Here is a 16,954-nt window from a genome sequence, read left to right on the forward strand (position 1 = left end):
GTTTATGGGGCGTTGCATTCGGAAGGCATTGGAATTCTTTGTGCAGCGCCCCTTTTTTAAGTTTGCCGTTGAAGGGACTGAGAAAGAAACTCTGGGCTAAACTAATTCAATTTTCACACAGGTGAAAGTTGATTCCGTTTGGGTTTTCAAGAACGATTAAAAATGAAAAAATGGTAAATAGATTTTACGTATTAGGGATATGTCTTTGCCTTTTACAGTCTTGTGTATCTTCTTTATCTATTAATGATCAGAAGATTGAGAAACTTTTGTCGCAGATGACAATTGATGAAAAAATAGGACAAATGTGTCAGATCAATGGCTTTTCCGGACAAATTCCGGATAAGATAAAAGAAGAAATAAAGGCTGGAAATGTTGGCTCTATTTTGAACGAAGTTGACGTAAAAACAGTAAATGAAATTCAAAAAACAGCAATTGAAGAAAGTCGGTTGGGTATTCCTTTGTTAATAGGTAGAGATGTTGTACATGGATTTAAAACCATATTCCCAATTCCTTTGGGGCAAGCAGCTACCTGGAATCCTGAAATAGTAAAAAAAGGGGCAGGTATTGCAGCACAAGAGGCTTCTTTAGCTGGTGTTAACTGGACATTTGCACCCATGATTGATATTGCCAGAGACTCCCGATGGGGGAGAATTGCAGAAAGTTTTGGAGAAGATCCATACTTGGTTTCAAAAATGGCTGTTGCTTCTACCGAAGGTTTTCAGGGCACCAATGGTTCTCTTTTTTCAAATGGCAAAATAGCCGCTTGCGCAAAACACTTTGCCGGCTATGGTGCAGCAGAGGGAGGCCGGGATTATAATACAACACTTATTCCTGAAGGAGAATTGCGGGATGTTTATTTTAAATCATTCAAAGCAGCCAAGGATGCCGGTATCAGAACTTTTATGACAGGATTCAATGATTTGAATGGCGTTCCGGCTTCGGGAAATCAATTCTTGTTTCGTAAGGTTTTAAGAGAGGAGTGGCAATTTGATGGTATGGTGGTCAGCGACTGGGCGTCAATTCATGAATTGATCAGTCATGGTTTTTCTTCTGATGAAAAAGATGCAGCAAAAAAAGCTTTGATAGCAGGCGTTGATATGGAAATGGCTTCCACCTGTTACAAAAATCATATTAAGGAACTTTTGGATGAGGGTCTTATAAATATAGATTTAGTTGATGATGCAGTAAGAAATATACTGCGAATCAAAATTGAACTGGGCTTATTTGAGCACCCATATGTAGATGAAAACGGACAGGGCGAAATTGGAGAAAAAGACATAGAAAAAGCGGCTCTGGAAGCGGCCGAACAGAGCATCGTTCTTTTGAAGAATAAAAATAAGCTGTTGCCTCTTTCCACAAAAATAAATTCAGTTGCAGTTATTGGCCCGATGGCTCATGAAAAATACGAGCAATTGGGAACATGGAGCTTCGATGCCGACAGTTTGTTATCAATTACGCCGCTCGAAGGAATTAGAAATTTGCTGGGAAATGCGAAGGTGAATTTTGCAAAAGGATTAAAATACACAAGAGACAAAAATTCAGATGGTTTCAAACAAGCAATAAAGGCTGCAAAATCCTCTGATGTTGTTGTTGTATGCGTGGGCGAGGAAGCGATATTATCAGGAGAGGCTCATTGCTGGGCCAGACTTGATCTTCCTGGAATTCAAAAAGAACTGATACAGGAAATATCGGAAACAGGCAAGCCAGTCGTTCTGATTGTAATGGCAGGAAGAGCATTGAGTATAGGAGATGTATACGAAAATGCAGATGCAGTACTGTATGCATGGCATCCGGGAACTATGGGAGGAACAGCATTGGCAAATATTTTGTTTGGAAAAGTATCACCTTCAGGTAAATTGCCGGTAACAATGCCAAAATCGGTTGGACAGATTCCCATGTACTACAATCATAAAAACAGCGGACGACCTGTTGATCCCAATAACTGGCCTTCAATTGATAAAATTCCCGTAAAGGCCTATCAAACATCATTGGGAAATACTTCTCATTACATGGATGAAGGTTTTGAACCCTTATATCCCTTTGGTTTTGGATTATCATATACTGATTTTGAATATTCAGACTTACGGATTGAAACACCGGTAATTGCAGGTACAGCAGAGTTGAAAGTATCCGTTTTATTAAGCAACAAAGGGAAATGTACTGCCGAAGAAGTTGTACAGGTTTACATTCGTGATCTGGTTGGAGATGTTACCAGACCGGTAAGAGAACTAAAAGCTTTCGATCGGGTGAAACTGAAGGCAGGAGAAGCCAAAAGGGTGAGTTTCACAATTCCGGCAAGCGAATTGTCATTTCATAATCAGCAAATGATGAATGTTGTTGAGCCTGGAAAATTTATGCTTTGGATTGGAGGAAATTCCAATGCCGATTTGGGTGCTGAGTTTGCAGTGAAATAGGAACTGTTTTAATTTTTATGGCACAACTATATCCTTGTAAAATATCAGCTTGTCATGCTCTGACTATATCCAAGCCTTTCTTGTCAGGGTATGACTTGATTCTATAAGCACTATTTTATAAGATCAATTTTGATGTTAATTTGGTATAATTGGTAAGTTTAAAATCAGTTTTTTCGTGTCAAATGATTTTTAAATCAATCTTTTATGTTGATTGTTTAAACCGGATTTTAAATGTGTATAATGATAATTATTTGTACCTTAAACCCTATAATTTGTAATTAATAAAACATGAAAAATTTACTATTGTTTTCCATCCTAATACTATCAAATATGGTATTGAAAGCACAGACTAAAAAATCAGACCTGGATGTCAATGATAAAATTGACCAACTGGTTTCTAAATTGACTTTAGAGGAGAAAGCAGCTCTTTGTTCCGGTCGCGATGACTGGAGCACACAGCCGGTCGAACGCCTGAATATCCCATGGATTTGGGTCGCAGATGGTCCTCATGGTCTGCGCCGGGCACCGGCAACCAATAAGGCTGGTTACGGCGATCAGTTGCCGGCTACCTGCTTTCCAACTGCATCGGCACTTTCTGCAACATGGAATTTAGATATGGTCAATAAAGTTGGACAAGCCATAGGTGAAGAATGCCAGGCGCAAAATGTGAATGTAATTCTGGGGCCGGGTGTCAACATCAAACGATCAGTTTTGGGCGGAAGAAATTTTGAGTTCTTTTCTGAAGACCCAATTTTATCAGGCGAACTGGGAGCGGCCTATATCAACGGAGTTCAAAGTCAGGGCGTGGGAACATCATTAAAACATTATACCGCCAACAATGTCGAAACCATGCGCATGTACAACAACTCCAATATGGATAATCGTACCCTGCACGAAATCTACCTCACTCCATTCGAAATAGCGGTTAAAAAGGCACAGCCATGGACAATTATGGCCTGTTACAATCGGGTTCAGGGTGTTTACGGCACTCAAAGTCCGTATTTGTTAACCGATATGCTTAAAAAGGAATGGGGATTTAAAGGCATTGTTATTTCAGACTGGTTTGCAGTGGTTAACCGGGTTGAAGCAATGAAAGCAGGCATGCACATCGAAATGCCCAGAGTTAGTGGTGTAAATGATTCTCTTGTTGTAGAAGCGGTTAAAAACGGAGATTTGGATATTGCCGTTGTTGATGGATTGGTAAAAGAGATCCTGACAATTGTATTTAAAGCAAAAGCTCTCGAAAAACAAGGTGCTGAACTCAATGCTGAAAAGCATCACGCTTATGCACGGCAGGTTGAATCAGAAGCCATAACACTTTTGAAGAACAAAAATCAGATATTACCTGTAACAAAAGAGAAGTACAAGCGTGTAGCCATTATTGGAGAATTTGCCTCAGCTCCCCGTTATCAGGGAAACGGAAGCTCTGAAGTGAAACCTACCCGGCTTGATAAAGCGCTTGACATCATCAAAAAAGAATATGGCAAGGACATAAAAATAAGCTATGCGCAAGGCTATAAATTATCTGATGATAATGATACGTCGCTAATAGATGAAGCCAAAAAAGCAGCTGCCGATGCCGATATTGCTTTGGTATTTGCAGGTTTACCATTGCAGTACGAATCCGAAGGCATAGACCGAACCCATATTAATATGCCTGTATCTCATAACAAACTAATTAGTGAGATTGCGAAAGTTCAGAAAAACACGGTTGCTGTACTTACCAACGGAAGCGCAGTTACCATGCCATGGATAAATGAAGTGGATGGTATTTTGGAAACCTGGCTGGGCGGACAAGCCGGAGCTGGTGCTGTTGCCGATGTTTTGTTTGGGAAAATAAATCCATCAGGCAAACTGGCCGAAACATTTCCTGTGAAATTAGAAGACACTCCTTCATTTTTAAATTTTCCGGGAGAGCAAGGCGAAGTCCTTTACGGAGAGCGCATTTTTGTTGGCTATCGTTACTACGATGAAAAGAAAATTGAACCTCTGTTTCCTTTTGGATTTGGATTGTCTTATACAACTTTTGAATACAGTAATCTTAAACTATCGGCTAAAAACACGACCGATAAAGAAGGAGTAACAGCGACCTTAACTGTTAAAAACACAGGTGATGTAAAAGGGAAAGAAGTTGTGCAATTGTATGTTACCGATAATAAAAGTACACTATTGCGCCCTAAAAAAGAGTTGAAGAAGTTCGCGAAAATTGAGTTAGAGCCGGGAGAAGAAAAAGAAGTGACCTTTAAATTGGAAGCCCGGGATTTCTCCTGCTACGATGGAAAAAGAGAGATGTGGATTGCTGAAAGCGGTGAATTTACAATTTCTGCAGCAACATCATCACGCGATATCAGATTATCAGAAGTTGTTGCCCTGCAATCAACGCAACAAGTTCCTTTGGCTTTCGACGAGTACACATTTTTTAGCGAATACTGGAAAAACAAGCAAACCCGTGCATTGCTGATGGAATTAGTTCCAAATTGGATCAAAGGCTTCACAGGAGAAGGAAAATCAGGTTATAATGCAGATTTCCCAGGCTTCATGGTTGATCATCCAATGATAAAATATCCTTACATAACCAATGGCGAAATATCTCATGCTCAGGTTATGGAACTGGTTGAGAAATGCAAGGCCTTCACTTATAATCCATAATAAGTATCACAAATATGTAGACCAGAGGAATTTCCACTGGCAGAAACAACGACTTAAATCGTTTTTGCATACCGAAGGAAATAAAAGTAATCCCTTCATTCATTTAGGTAAAGATCATCCCGCAAGGGGTGGTCTTTTTTTATTTCTTCTTGTTTCTTTTGGGAAGCACTTATTGTTTTGTAGTTTCGGGAACCTGAATACAATAAGAGTTGATTAGCGCAACTGCCTCACAAGTAACGGGAGTTAGATTAGGAAAATGAAAATTATGAATGAAGTGAAAATTAAATAAAAGACAATATGACCAATAATGATATATTAAGACGTGTTCGTTACGTGTTTGACTTTAGTGATCTCAAAATGATTGAACTTTTTAAATTAGCCAATTACGATGTCAGTAAAGCGGATTTGGATGGTTGGTTTAAAAAAGATGATGACCCATTATTAGTAGAAATCACAGATAAAGAACTGGCTATTTTCCTCAACGGATTAATCATTGAAAAACGCGGAAAAAGAGAAGGCCCACTACCAGAGCCAGAAGATCCTTTAAGTAACAATATGATTCTTCGGAAACTAAAAATTGCACTGGATTTGAAATCAGATGACATCTTAGATATGCTCGCCTTAATAGATAAAAAAATAAGCAAACATGAGTTGAGTGCTTTTTTCCGTAATCCAGATCATAAACACTATCGAGAATTTTTGGATCAGTACCTAAGATATTTTTTGAATGCACTGCAAAAGAAATACAAGAATAAGTAAGGCAAACATTCTATAGGACGAAGAAATAATTTGAAAAATCACACAAATACAACATCTTATAATTTCCCGCGCTCCTGCAGATTTGTAATCTGCAGGTTTCGAGTTGAGGATTTTCAATCCTCTATTTTCAGCTTAGGCGATTATAAATCGCCAACTAATTAAATCCAGATAACAAATCAGGGCCAGCCGTATCGCCTTAAAATATTTTTCTTGTCATGCTCTGACTATAGAGAAGCTGTAAATGTCAGGGTATGACTAAAGATTACCGCGGCAACCCCTGATTTGCAATCAGGAGTTCTGAGCAATAGGATTTACAACCCGAAATAATAATAAAAACTCGTTGATCAGTTCAGTCCAATTACGATATCCTGACAGCGTAGAATCTCTGTCAGAGTTTCGTAATTACTTCTCTTTGCAGGTTCAAACCTGTTTTATTTTAAGGGAGTCATTTTTTTCTTCATATAAGTTGTATCCATTAAATACATATATGTACCGATTATCATAAACTTCTAGTAATGCTACGCATCGATCTGCGAGATCAATTTTGTTGAAATCGAGTTTGAACAGGGAAATGTGTGAAAATACACCCTTTGTGCAGATCTTATGCAAGATACAAGGTTATGGAATGGGAGAGGAGTTATTTAACCCAAAAACACCCAATTAGTCTCAACTAGCTGATTGTTTACAATTAGTGAACTCGGAGGGATTCTTCCTTGTCGTGAACAAGTTACGAATCCCAACCTCTGTTGGCGTAACGCAGTGCACTATCCAGTTATGCTACGCGTCCTTTTTTTCAACCCCAAGAAAAAAAACACGTCACACCAGTTTTCTACTCTCCAAATCCCTCCAAAATCCCATAAAAGAACAATTCAGCATCACATCAGCAGTATAAAATCTCAAAACAGAGAGGAGAGGAGCTAAAAAGCTCAGGAAAATTCTACTCAAGTACAATAAAATTAGAGATGAGTGAGGGGAACACTTCCAAACTGTGGGGAGATTGAACATAAATGACAGAAAGTCGGAGAAAAGTGCAGGGAAAAGCTAAAAAGCCGGGGGAATCATCAAAAAGTGACAGAAAGTCATAAAAAATGAATTCAAAATAGAAGCAGAATTTCCAAAGTGTGAAATATATCATAAAAAATTTATTGAATAGTTTTTGCTTTTCAGACTTGAGAATAATAATTTCATTATGGCAAATAAAAAAAAGAGCATTTATAAAGTAATGTTATGAAACGTCCATGCCAAAGTGATTTTAACACACAGGGGAATGATTATTCCAGCATGGTAAGTTCCATCTAACCAAAAATAAAAAAATACAAACAGATGAAAGAAAGTTATTTAAAAGAACTTGAAAAAGGACGACTATTGGTTTATGGCATTTCGGCTGCTGAATCCATTAAGGAATGCATACAGCCAATCTATTCCGAAGAGCGTATCGAATTGGGAAAGTCGCTTTATACAAAAACCAAAACAGCTTTCGAGCTTCAAAATATCGAAGGTATTGAATCCAGTCAGGCAACTCGGGAATTCAACGGGTTTTACACGATGCTGCGCGATAAGCTGATTCGTATTCGTAAGGTGGGTCGCTACTTTTTTAAAAATGATCTTGAATTATCAACCCTTTTGCGTTTAAATAAGGAAGTGCCGGCGGCATATCCCGAGTGGAAATCTTTAGCTGATGATACTGTAAGTGCAATTATTACACATGAAGCTATTCAGGAAAAACTGACACTGGCTAGTTTAACGCCCGATGCAATTACAGCATTGCAGGCAGACTTGGTCAAACTGGATGACTTAAAGCTGAAGGCTGAAAAAGAGGATGGAGAAGCGCAGCAAGCCACCGCTCAAAAACAAGAGTACTATGTCGAATTTATGGCCTATTGCTCCGATTTGCGTGCTTGCCTCGATTTGTTTTACGAGGGTAGCGAGCGTCAGAAATTAGAAGTTTTGGGCATAGTTGTCAAATAATTAGAAGCTTAATAATTTTGAAATGCCACTTGATAATTCGGGTGGCATTTTTTTTAACTTTAAACAAATTACTTAATTTACAAATACTCAGTTTTTTTGTGTGGATATATATTAATTGAAATGCCACTTGTAACCTCTATTTTTTGCGGTTAAAACTAACATGAAATTATTTTTTCAAAGTTAAACTCCCGGTATTTAAACCTTTGGCTGCAGCCGATAAAACAACTTCATTTGTATTATCCTCTTTTTGAATAATGATTTGTGCGTATCCGTTAAACAACTTTCGTTTCCAGGGTTCAGACGGTGTTATTACCTGAATAATTCCGGGATCTGTGTTCATAACATCCCATTCTTTTAATTTTTGCAAAGGCCGAGCAATAATCTGAATGGCGTTTGTTCCTTGCTTTAAAACACTGGTATTAAAAACATATTTTTGATCATCTTCTGTACTCGGGGCAATTTTATTTCCGTTGACAGAAATTACTGCATTTACGCCAATTTTTTTATAAAAGAAAGTAACCGTATTTGTTTTAAGATTGCTCTTTAAATCAAATTTACCTCTGTAAACATAAGCCGGAGCCTGATTTTTATAATCTCTGTCTTTAAACGCTTCCTGCCAGTTATCTTCAGAATCCGTTACTTTTTGATTTGAATCTGCTGAAGCCAGTTTTTTCTCTTCAAAATCAGTTATTGACAGTAATTCTATATTATCAATAAATTGGTCTTTTTCTAAAGATGTCGGGTTTCCATTGCCAGCACCAAGAATTTTTCCACCTTTTAAAGAAAATGTTATTTCATGATTTGCAGTTGGTACATGTACACCATTTTTGTCTGTTGTCTCAACGGTTACCACAACAACATTGGTGTTTGTCTGGTTTTCTTTATCAACCGAAAGCTTTATATTCTCGGGATTTTCAGTTGTCTTATGGATTTCTGAAAGTACGTTTTTGCCGTTTTTATAACCAATCGCTTCAAGAGTTCCCGGCGTATATTTTACCTTCCATTCTAAATGTCCGTATTGCTCCATTTTCTTTTTGCCCAAGCTTTTTTTGTTCAGGAAAAGTTCTACTTCATCGCAATTTGAATAGGCCCAAACGTCGATTTCCTTGCCTTCCATTCCACTCCAGTTCCAATGTGGCATAATGTGCAAAACAGGTTCATTTCCCCACCATGATTTTAAATAAAACACATTGTCTTTCGGAAAACCGCAAACATCCATCATTCCAAAATAAGAAGTTACAGATGGCCAGCCATAAGGTGTTGGTTCTCCGCGATAATCAAATCCAGTCCAAATAAATAGTCCTGCTAAATACGGACGCGTTGCATAAAATTTCCAGCCTTCTTCAATGCTGTAAAATGTCGGACGAGGTTTTTTGTCGTAAGCACTTTGATAATGTTTGGCATCATCTGTAAAATAAATTCCTCGTGCTGCAAATGTAGAACCTTCCTCTGTTCCCATTCCAGGCTGTTGTTTGAATTCATTTCGGTGTGCATCAATATCCCCGTTACCCAAATAATTATAGCCCATAATTTCTACAACAGATGATATTCCGCTTTTAAAACCACTGCTAATCCCAACTGTAACAGGTCTTGTAGTATCGATACTTTTTGTAAAACCCTGCATGACATTCGTAATACGCTCACCAACAATTCCACCTTCAATTTTCCATTCTTCATTTCCAACAGACCAGCAAAAAATACTCGGATGATTACGGTCGCGTTCGATCATTCGTTTTAAATTATTTAAATGATAATCGTTAATTCCCATCAATCTGGTTTCATCAATAACCAGCATCCCTAATTCATCACAAGCTTTTAACAATTCAGGAGTTGGCGGATGATGCGAACAACGATACGCATTCGAACCCATCCCTTTCAGTTTTTTGATTCTGAAATACTGCAATTCGTCCGGCAAAGCTGTTCCTATTCCTGCATGATCCTGATGATTGTTGGTGCCTTTTAGTTTTACCGATTTTCCATTCAGGAAGAAACCTTTTTCGGCATCAAACTTTATTGTTCTTATTCCGAAAGTTGTTTCATAATGATCAATAGTTTTTCCTTCTTGTTTAATCTCAGTTACTAATCGATATAAATTCGGATTTTCAATATCCCATAACAATGGATCATTTACTTGTAATTTTGAAGTGTAATGTATTGTTTTATAAAAATCAGGAGTCGTTGTATTTTCAGAAATAGTTGCAATTTGTTTTCCTGAAGCATCCAAAATAGTCTGGACAACTTCAATCATACCTTTATAACTGCCTTTATTCTCAATAGTAACATCAGCCGTAACTTCCGCATTATTTTCTTTTATTTCTGAGGTAACATAAGTTCCGTTTTCTGCAACATGAATCGGATTCGTTTTCTTTAAATATACATGTCTGTAAATTCCGGCACCTTCATAAAACCAGCCTTCTTCCATCGAAGCATCAACACGCACAACAATTGTATTTTTGCCGCCGTAATTCACATATGCCGTAATATCATATTCAAAACCATTATAACCGCTTTCTTCTGTTCCGAGATAATGTCCGTTAAAAAATACTTTTGAATTTCTAAAAACGCCATCGAATTTTAAAGAAATAATTCGTCCTTTATCTGTTTCCGGAATATTGATTTTTTTTCGATACCAGCCTATGCTTTTTTTAGGAAAATTTTTCCCGGCAGTTTTAAACCCGTGACTAAAACTGGCTTTTTCACTAAACGATTGCTCTACAGCCCAATCGTGAGGCAAATCTAATTTTCGCCACGCACGATCATCAAAAGCTGGAGCTGCCGGACCATCTCCATATCCGGTTTTGGCTAAATAGGAAAAATATCCTGTTGCATGATTAAAATCTTTCTGAGTATCATATAAATGACCAAACGAAAAACGCCAGTCTTTATCAATTAAAATCAGCTCTCTTTCGGTGTGCTTTTGTGCTGAAATACAAAATGGTATTGAAAATACCAAAAAGAAAAAAAATCGATTAAGAGAAATAGATTTCATAAATAATTCCAGTTAATTTGATATACGTAAAGGTTATAAATATACCCTTTTTGAATTCCAGGAATTAATAGTATTTTATCAAAGTTTAATGGTAAAAAAGCACCATTAAAAACGGTACCCGATACATTTTTTGTTAATCCTCATGCTATAAAGGGTTCTCATCCCGGTTTAAATTTGAGAAATTAGCCCATAAAAAAACTCATCAATTTCTTGATGAGTTTTCTGTGAACACGGAGGGATTATTCCTCGTTCCTCGTCATGAACAAGTTACGAACCCCAATTGGGTTCTCATCCCGGTTTAAATTTGAGAAATTAGCCCATAAAAAAAACTCATCAATTTTTTGATGAGTTTTCTGTGAACACGGAGGGATTATTCCTCGTTCCTCGTCATGAACAAGTTACGAACCCCAATTGGGTTCTCATCCCGGTTTAAATTTGAGAAATTAGCCCATAAAAAAACTCATCAATTTCTTGATGAGTTTTTCAGTGAACACGGAGGGATTATTCCTCGTTCCTCGTCATGAACAAGTTACGAACCCCAATTGGGTTCTCATCCCGGTTTAAATTTGAGAAATTAGCCCATAAAAAAAACTCATCAATTTTTTGATGAGTTTTCTGTGAACACGGAGGGATTCGAACCCCCAACCTCCTCGGCCGTAACGAGGTGCACTATCCAGTTATGCTACGCGTCCTTTATTCTTGTTTGTCCTGCAAATATAGGGGTTTTAGACTGATTCCTCCAAATGTTTTGGTGTTTTTTTAGCGATAAAAATGAATGATCTTGCTAAGAACTTTAGCGGGAGTATTTTACAATGGAAGAATTTTTACTGCAAAAAGTTAAGAAGCCCGGTTTTCGAAGAGATTTAGCGTGGGATATATGAATATTAGGGAAGTTTTAACAATCGATTAACAAGTAAAAGGTATAATGGTCTGGAATTATTTGTATAATTTTACTAGAATACAAAAAAACAGTTGAAACAACCATGTGAAAAGAATTACAGTAAGAATGAGTGTAATTTGGGAGTTTCATATGGCAAAAACACACAATTATAATGATATGAACAGAGAACCTTCAGAATTATTTGAGGAAGTTGAAGAATCCAAAGCACTTTTCCACATTCATAAACTTCAGAACATGTGTAATGAGGTAAGAAAGCAGAATGGGGACGATCATATGCATAATTTTTACACCATTACATGGATTAAGGAAGGAGAAGCAATACATGCCACCAAATATGTTGAGTACACATTGCGTAAAAATTCGATTCTTTTTGTGCCGCCGGGCTTAATGCACCGTTTTATTAGTAATGCACATTGCACAGGTTATTCTATAACCTTTAACGAAGCATTTTTTGCTGTTAAAGAGAATGGTGAAGATTCAGTTTCCGATTCAACATTGTTCAGTAACCCCGATTTCCGATCAATTATTACATTGGATGAAAAGCAGCAAATGGTTTTTAAGGGAATTACAGAATTGATGGAAAAGGAATTTGAGAATGACGATCGGTACCGTCACGAGATGTTATTGCAGCAATTGAAGTTGTTTTTATTGGAATCAAGAAGAATTTATGAAGAGCAGCACGATTTGGATGTGAGTTTAGACGAAGAGCATCCTGGCTCGGTCATCATTAAATTTAAACAACTGATAGATGATAATTATAAAGAACAAAAAAATGTTTCTTCCTACGCCGATATGCTTAATTTGAGAGCAACATGTTTGAATGAGATTACGAAGAAAACAACCGGTATTACAGCAGGAGAATTAATCAGAAACAGAGTGATAAAAGAAGCAAAAAAAATGCTTTATGGTTCTGATTTGAATACCAAGGAAATAGCTTATAATTTGGGTTTTAATGATCCGGCTTATTTTAGTCGCTTCTTTAAAAAATACACCAGTCAAACATTAAGCGATTATCGGAGTCTGATTAGAAAATAATCCAACAATAAAGGGAATTTGTCCATTTACCGATGAACAATTACGTGCTAAATTTGTAATTGTAAGGTTCTTACAGATATTTTAAAACGAATAAAAGAAATTTAATTAATATTTGAAGTTATGAAGAGATTAGGTTTAGTAATGATAGTAGTTCTTGTTGTCAGTGTTGTTTCGACTCCAGGCACGGCTTTTGCAAAAAAAGACAATTTAAAATTGAATGCTGAAAATAGTAAAATTGAATGGTTAGGCAAAAAAGTGACAGGAGAGCATTCCGGAACCATTAAAGTAAAGAGTGGAAGCTTGGTACTTGACGAAGGTGAAATTGTTAAAGGAAGTTTTGTTGTTGATATGACAAGTATTGCGAATACAGACCTGAAGGATGCTGATTACAAAGCAAAGTTGGAAGGTCATTTAAAATCCGACGATTTTTTTGGTGTGGAAAAATTTCCTGAATCAAAATTTGAGATTACCAATGCCGAGAAAATGGAAGATGGTAATTACAAGGTAAAAGGAAATATTACAATCAAAGGAATTACTGAACCCATTGAATTTATGGCGAATTTACACAAACATGATGCGAGTGTACATGTGAGTGGAAAAATGACTATCGATAGAACAAAGTTCAACGTTCGTTACGGATCCGGTTCTTTCTTCGATAATTTGGGAGATAAAACAATTTATGATGATTTTGAATTAAATTTAGATTTATATTTAGAGTAAAGATTTTTTTTTAGAAGCATAAGCCGGAATATTCTTATTTCGGCTTTTTATATGGAATTGTATTGTGTAATTAATAAGAACAATAGTTTTGATGCTTTTGTAAAGTCTCGCTAAATCTTTGATCTTACTGTAAATAATCGTAATTTGTTAACGCTTTAAACCTAAACCAAATGTTATTATGATGCGAATTTTGTTTTCAACTTTATTTGCCTTACTGATCTGTTCGAATACTTCTGCTGAAGTAAACTTAAAAAATTTGCATAGTTCCCGTGTTTATTCCACAGTTCTTAAAGAATACCGCGATGTAAAAGTTTTGCTTCCCAACGAATATAACGACACATATTATAAATACCCAACAATTTATTTGTTGGACGCAGAGACGAACTTCGATATGGGAATCGAAGTTTTAAGTTTTCTCATGGATAATCATTTTATTCCGCCTCATATTGTTGTAGGGCTTCCGAATACCGATCGCTTTCGCGATATGACTCCTGTTGATTCAATTATGAATAAAAATATTTTTAGAACCCGGGGAGGAGCCGATAATTTTATTAAAACCCTCGAGTTGGATGTGTTTCCCTTTATTGCAGATAATTTTAGAGCGAGTACTCAGCGGCTGGTTATGGGACACAGTTATAGTGGTCTTTTCGTAGTATATGCATTTTCTACACGACCCGACTTATTTGATAAATATTTGGCCTTTAGTCCGATTCTTTGGTGGAATAATAAGGCGATTGTAAACGATATTGACCAGTTCTTAAGCAACAATTCATCCATTAGAAAACAACTGTTTGTTTCTTTTGCCGAGGAAGCTACGGAGATGTTAAAATCCTGTAAATCCTTAATTCTATCCTTAGAAACAAAAGCACCATCCGATCTCAAATGGAATTATGCATGGATGCCCGACGAAAGTCATTACACCCTCTATCGTAAAAGTTTAATGCAGGGCATGGAAACTATTTTCGCAGAATACAAATATCCTGATGTACAGGTTTTAGTTGAAAAGGGTGTTGAGGTTGCTGAAACTTATCAACGAAAAGTATTGTTGAGTTATGGCAGAAATGAAAAATTGCCCTATTCTCTGCTTGAGAATGTTTGTATTCAGCTTAAAGATGCTGAACGGTATGATGACGCAATGGCTTTTTTAAAATATTCTATTTCCAATTATCCTGAAAGAGCAGAGTCATTTTATTACGTAGGTGAGATCTACGAAAAAGTTAATCAACCTAAGGAAGCAGTAAAGTTTTATGAGATTGCGCATAACAAAGACAAAGGCAGATGGGATTATGAGAATAAATTTATTGCGATGCAGAAATTATTGGTTGAACTTGAAAATAAAACTCAAAACAATATAGATTTATAATGTAAAGCAAGGCGAAGTATTAAATATTAATACCTTTAAATTTATTTACCCTCCAACACAATTACTTTTATTCTAGTTCGTTACACACTATAACGATAGTGATATATTTTTACTGATGCAATTAATTTGCATTGGTCGATAGTAAAAGCGGAGGAACGATGAAGGGAATATTTTTCACAGAGTTTTTGGAAATGGTAGAGAAGGAGTATGATTTAATCTTAACCGAAAAGATCATTTCTGATTTGGGAACAGGAAATAACGGTGTTTACGAAGCAACAGCCGATTATCCGTACAGTCAATTTGTTGAGTTGTGTAATTTGCTTAGTTCCGAAGTGAAAAGTTCAGTTCCCGATGTCGCAAAAAACTTTGGAGAATATCTTTTCTCCCGTTTGGTAATTTTGTTTCGACCCAGTTTTGCCGGTAACAGCAGCATATTCGATTTCTTAGATCAGATAGATGAGTTCATCCACAATAAAATTCAGGAACGCTTTACTCCGGTTGAAATTCCACGTTTTAGAGCGGTGAAAATTAATGATTCCACGTTTCAGATGAGTTATCAGACTGAAAAATTACTGATTGATTTGGCCATTGGATTATTTATGGGCTGTCAAAGGTTTTTTAATGAAGAATTGACTTTAAATACTGAATTTATTTCAGAGAAAAACAAATTGGTCTGTTTCACCCTTTCAAAAAATGAGGTGTTAGTTTGATTCCATATTGTGAAAGGTGAAATATTTGGTTTTCCCGGCCTTCACTTCAAGATCAAATTGCTGATCTTTGCTATCTCCGTTTGGAGAATTTACTCTAAGAGTAACGGTATGTTTTCCCTCTTTCAATCGAATTCGGGTGTAGTGAATAGAGTTGGGTAGGGTTTGCCAATTTCTGGTGTCGGCTTTTTCAGTAACGGCATTAAAAATGCTGATAATAGCACCTAAATTTTCATCTTTACTTCTTGTGTAACTTTCAATTGCCTGCTTGGTGGCAAGTCGAAGTAAAGAATTTGCCATTTCGCGTACCATTCGGTCTTTTAATGTTTTAAAAGCAATTGCGTTTATGTCTTCTCCTTTATCCAAAGGATAGCTAAGCGAATCATTTATAATGATATCGGCATTTGTGTAGTAGGGAATTCGTTCCTGATATTTTGGAAAAGCAACACGAACAAAATCCAGATCACTAAAAGAATTTTGTGTCCGGCTATCCATATTTCCTACAAAAAAAGGCAACGTAACATTTTCTTCATTGTTCACCATGGTCAGATAGCCATCGCGGCCATTAACGGCGCTAAAATTGATGCTCCATTCTGCTTTTACCGGACCAAGCCCCGACAACCAGATGATTATTACATCTCCTTCAGTCTTGTCGGCCTTTTGGAAATCGAAGCCAAATTTATTCTTGAAAAATTCATAATCTTCCATCAAACCGGTTTTATAGGCAGTTCGAAGAAGATCTTCTTTCAATTGCTGCGGTGCAGGAGTATTAAAGTTTTTCAGATAATTGTCCTCATAAATTTTAAGGGCATTCCGATAAGCAATAAAGGCATTGTTCGAATCTCCCGACGAATCGTAAATTAACCCAATTAGTGTATGGGCAAAGGCATCATCGCTGTATCTGTTCTGATAATTCTTTGGATATTTATCGTTCAGGGCATACAATTTTTCATTTACTCTTCGGCATTCAACCAAAGCAGCTTCCGTATCGCCCATTTCCAAATAGCTTAACGCTTTATAGAAATTGAGCATTACATTCTCAAAATCCTCTGGAACATAGGGTCTGGCCATTGGATTGGTGAGCATTGCCAATGCTTCCGAACCAATATTTTTACGTTGATCTTCAATGAAAAGATCCGCTTCGTTAAAATACTTAGTCGCCGAAACATAATCTTGCTGCATCCACGATAAAGTTCCCTTATTCAGTAAAAACAAGGCTTTATTTTTGTTTCGATTGCTCTTTTTATCTTTATCCAGTACTTTTTCGGCACTCGCTATGTCGCCCTGCAAAAAATAGTTGTTAAAAGCTTCATTTTGCATGTAATAGGTAGCACAACCAGATAATAGAAGAAGAACACCAAATAAAAAAACAGGGAGTATTTTACCCGATATATGTAAGGATAATTTTTGCTTCATCGAAAAAGGAATAAAGAAATTCAGGAAGCCAAC

10 protein-coding genes and 1 tRNA gene are annotated in these 16,954 nt (G+C 36.7%); 8 read left to right on the forward strand and 3 right to left on the reverse strand.

Going from position 1 to position 16,954, the window contains the following annotated elements:
- The first annotated feature begins 170 nt into the window (after window positions 1–170).
- The 4 genes from ACY0M5_RS11030 (at window position 171) to ACY0M5_RS11045 (ending at window position 7,790) form a co-directional block, all read left to right on the forward strand.
- Window positions 171–2,414: a glycoside hydrolase family 3 N-terminal domain-containing protein gene (locus ACY0M5_RS11030; RefSeq protein WP_461629146.1), complete on the forward strand. Its 2,244-nt coding sequence runs from the start codon at window positions 171–173 to the stop codon at window positions 2,412–2,414.
- Window positions 2,415–2,702: 288 nt separating this feature from the next.
- The gene (locus tag ACY0M5_RS11035) at window positions 2,703–5,063 is read left to right on the forward strand and encodes a glycoside hydrolase family 3 C-terminal domain-containing protein (protein ID WP_461629147.1); all 2,361 of its coding nucleotides are present in this window, start codon (window positions 2,703–2,705) and stop codon (window positions 5,061–5,063) included.
- Between the two features lie 297 nt (window positions 5,064–5,360).
- Entirely contained in the window at window positions 5,361–5,822 is a 462-nt protein-coding gene (locus ACY0M5_RS11040) for a YehS family protein (protein ID WP_124991406.1), read from the forward strand.
- Window positions 5,823–7,145: 1,323 nt separating this feature from the next.
- Entirely contained in the window at window positions 7,146–7,790 is a 645-nt protein-coding gene (locus tag ACY0M5_RS11045) for a PQLLE family protein (RefSeq protein WP_461629148.1), read from the forward strand.
- A 166-nt stretch (window positions 7,791–7,956) separates the two neighbouring features.
- Here the strand turns inward: ACY0M5_RS11045 and galA are convergent, their stop codons facing one another.
- Window positions 7,957–10,779, reverse strand: coding sequence for a beta-galactosidase GalA (gene galA, locus ACY0M5_RS11050; protein ID WP_461629149.1), 2,823 nt, complete (start codon window positions 10,777–10,779; stop codon window positions 7,957–7,959).
- Window positions 10,780–11,397: 618 nt separating this feature from the next.
- A tRNA-Arg gene (locus ACY0M5_RS11055) sits at window positions 11,398–11,471 on the reverse strand.
- A 314-nt stretch (window positions 11,472–11,785) separates the two neighbouring features.
- On the opposite strand from ACY0M5_RS11055, the gene ACY0M5_RS11060 reads away from it, so the two are divergent.
- The 4 genes from ACY0M5_RS11060 to ACY0M5_RS11075 all read left to right on the forward strand — a co-directional run bounded on the left by ACY0M5_RS11060 (window position 11,786) and on the right by ACY0M5_RS11075 (window position 15,508).
- Entirely contained in the window at window positions 11,786–12,715 is a 930-nt protein-coding gene (locus ACY0M5_RS11060; protein ID WP_461629150.1) for a helix-turn-helix domain-containing protein, read from the forward strand.
- 120 nt (window positions 12,716–12,835) lie between these two features.
- Window positions 12,836–13,435, forward strand: coding sequence for a YceI family protein (locus tag ACY0M5_RS11065; protein WP_461629151.1), 600 nt, complete (start codon window positions 12,836–12,838; stop codon window positions 13,433–13,435).
- Window positions 13,436–13,613: 178 nt separating this feature from the next.
- Window positions 13,614–14,798, forward strand: a complete 1,185-nt coding sequence (locus tag ACY0M5_RS11070; RefSeq protein ID WP_124991411.1) for an alpha/beta hydrolase-fold protein — start codon at window positions 13,614–13,616, stop codon at window positions 14,796–14,798.
- A 158-nt stretch (window positions 14,799–14,956) separates the two neighbouring features.
- A complete protein-coding gene (locus ACY0M5_RS11075; RefSeq protein WP_461629152.1) occupies window positions 14,957–15,508 on the forward strand; it encodes a heme NO-binding domain-containing protein in 552 nt (183 codons plus the stop codon).
- On the opposite strand, the gene ACY0M5_RS11080 is transcribed toward ACY0M5_RS11075, so the two are convergent.
- Window positions 15,500–16,921, reverse strand: coding sequence for a COG3014 family protein (locus ACY0M5_RS11080; RefSeq protein ID WP_461629153.1), 1,422 nt, complete (start codon window positions 16,919–16,921; stop codon window positions 15,500–15,502). The genes ACY0M5_RS11075 and ACY0M5_RS11080 overlap by 9 nt on opposite strands.
- Between the last annotated feature and the right edge of the window lie 33 nt (window positions 16,922–16,954).

It is taken from the genome of Labilibaculum euxinicum, from assembly GCF_963678175.1.
Taxonomy (GTDB): Bacteria; Bacteroidota; Bacteroidia; order Bacteroidales; family Marinifilaceae; genus Labilibaculum; species Labilibaculum euxinus.

Bases quoted from the DNA above. Each gene is read 5' to 3' on its own strand.
- ACY0M5_RS11030 (WP_461629146.1), top strand. From the start codon at position 171: ATGGTAAATAGATTTTACGTATTAGGGATATGTCTTTGCCTTTTACAG.
- ACY0M5_RS11035 (WP_461629147.1), top strand. From the start codon at position 2,703: ATGAAAAATTTACTATTGTTTTCCATCCTAATACTATCAAATATGGTA.
- ACY0M5_RS11040 (WP_124991406.1), top strand. From the start codon at position 5,361: ATGACCAATAATGATATATTAAGACGTGTTCGTTACGTGTTTGACTTT.
- ACY0M5_RS11045 (WP_461629148.1), top strand. From the start codon at position 7,146: ATGAAAGAAAGTTATTTAAAAGAACTTGAAAAAGGACGACTATTGGTT.
- galA (WP_461629149.1), bottom strand. From the start codon at position 10,779: ATGAAATCTATTTCTCTTAATCGATTTTTTTTCTTTTTGGTATTTTCA.
- ACY0M5_RS11060 (WP_461629150.1), top strand. From the start codon at position 11,786: ATGAGTGTAATTTGGGAGTTTCATATGGCAAAAACACACAATTATAAT.
- ACY0M5_RS11065 (WP_461629151.1), top strand. From the start codon at position 12,836: ATGAAGAGATTAGGTTTAGTAATGATAGTAGTTCTTGTTGTCAGTGTT.
- ACY0M5_RS11070 (WP_124991411.1), top strand. From the start codon at position 13,614: ATGATGCGAATTTTGTTTTCAACTTTATTTGCCTTACTGATCTGTTCG.
- ACY0M5_RS11075 (WP_461629152.1), top strand. From the start codon at position 14,957: ATGAAGGGAATATTTTTCACAGAGTTTTTGGAAATGGTAGAGAAGGAG.
- ACY0M5_RS11080 (WP_461629153.1), bottom strand. From the start codon at position 16,921: ATGAAGCAAAAATTATCCTTACATATATCGGGTAAAATACTCCCTGTT.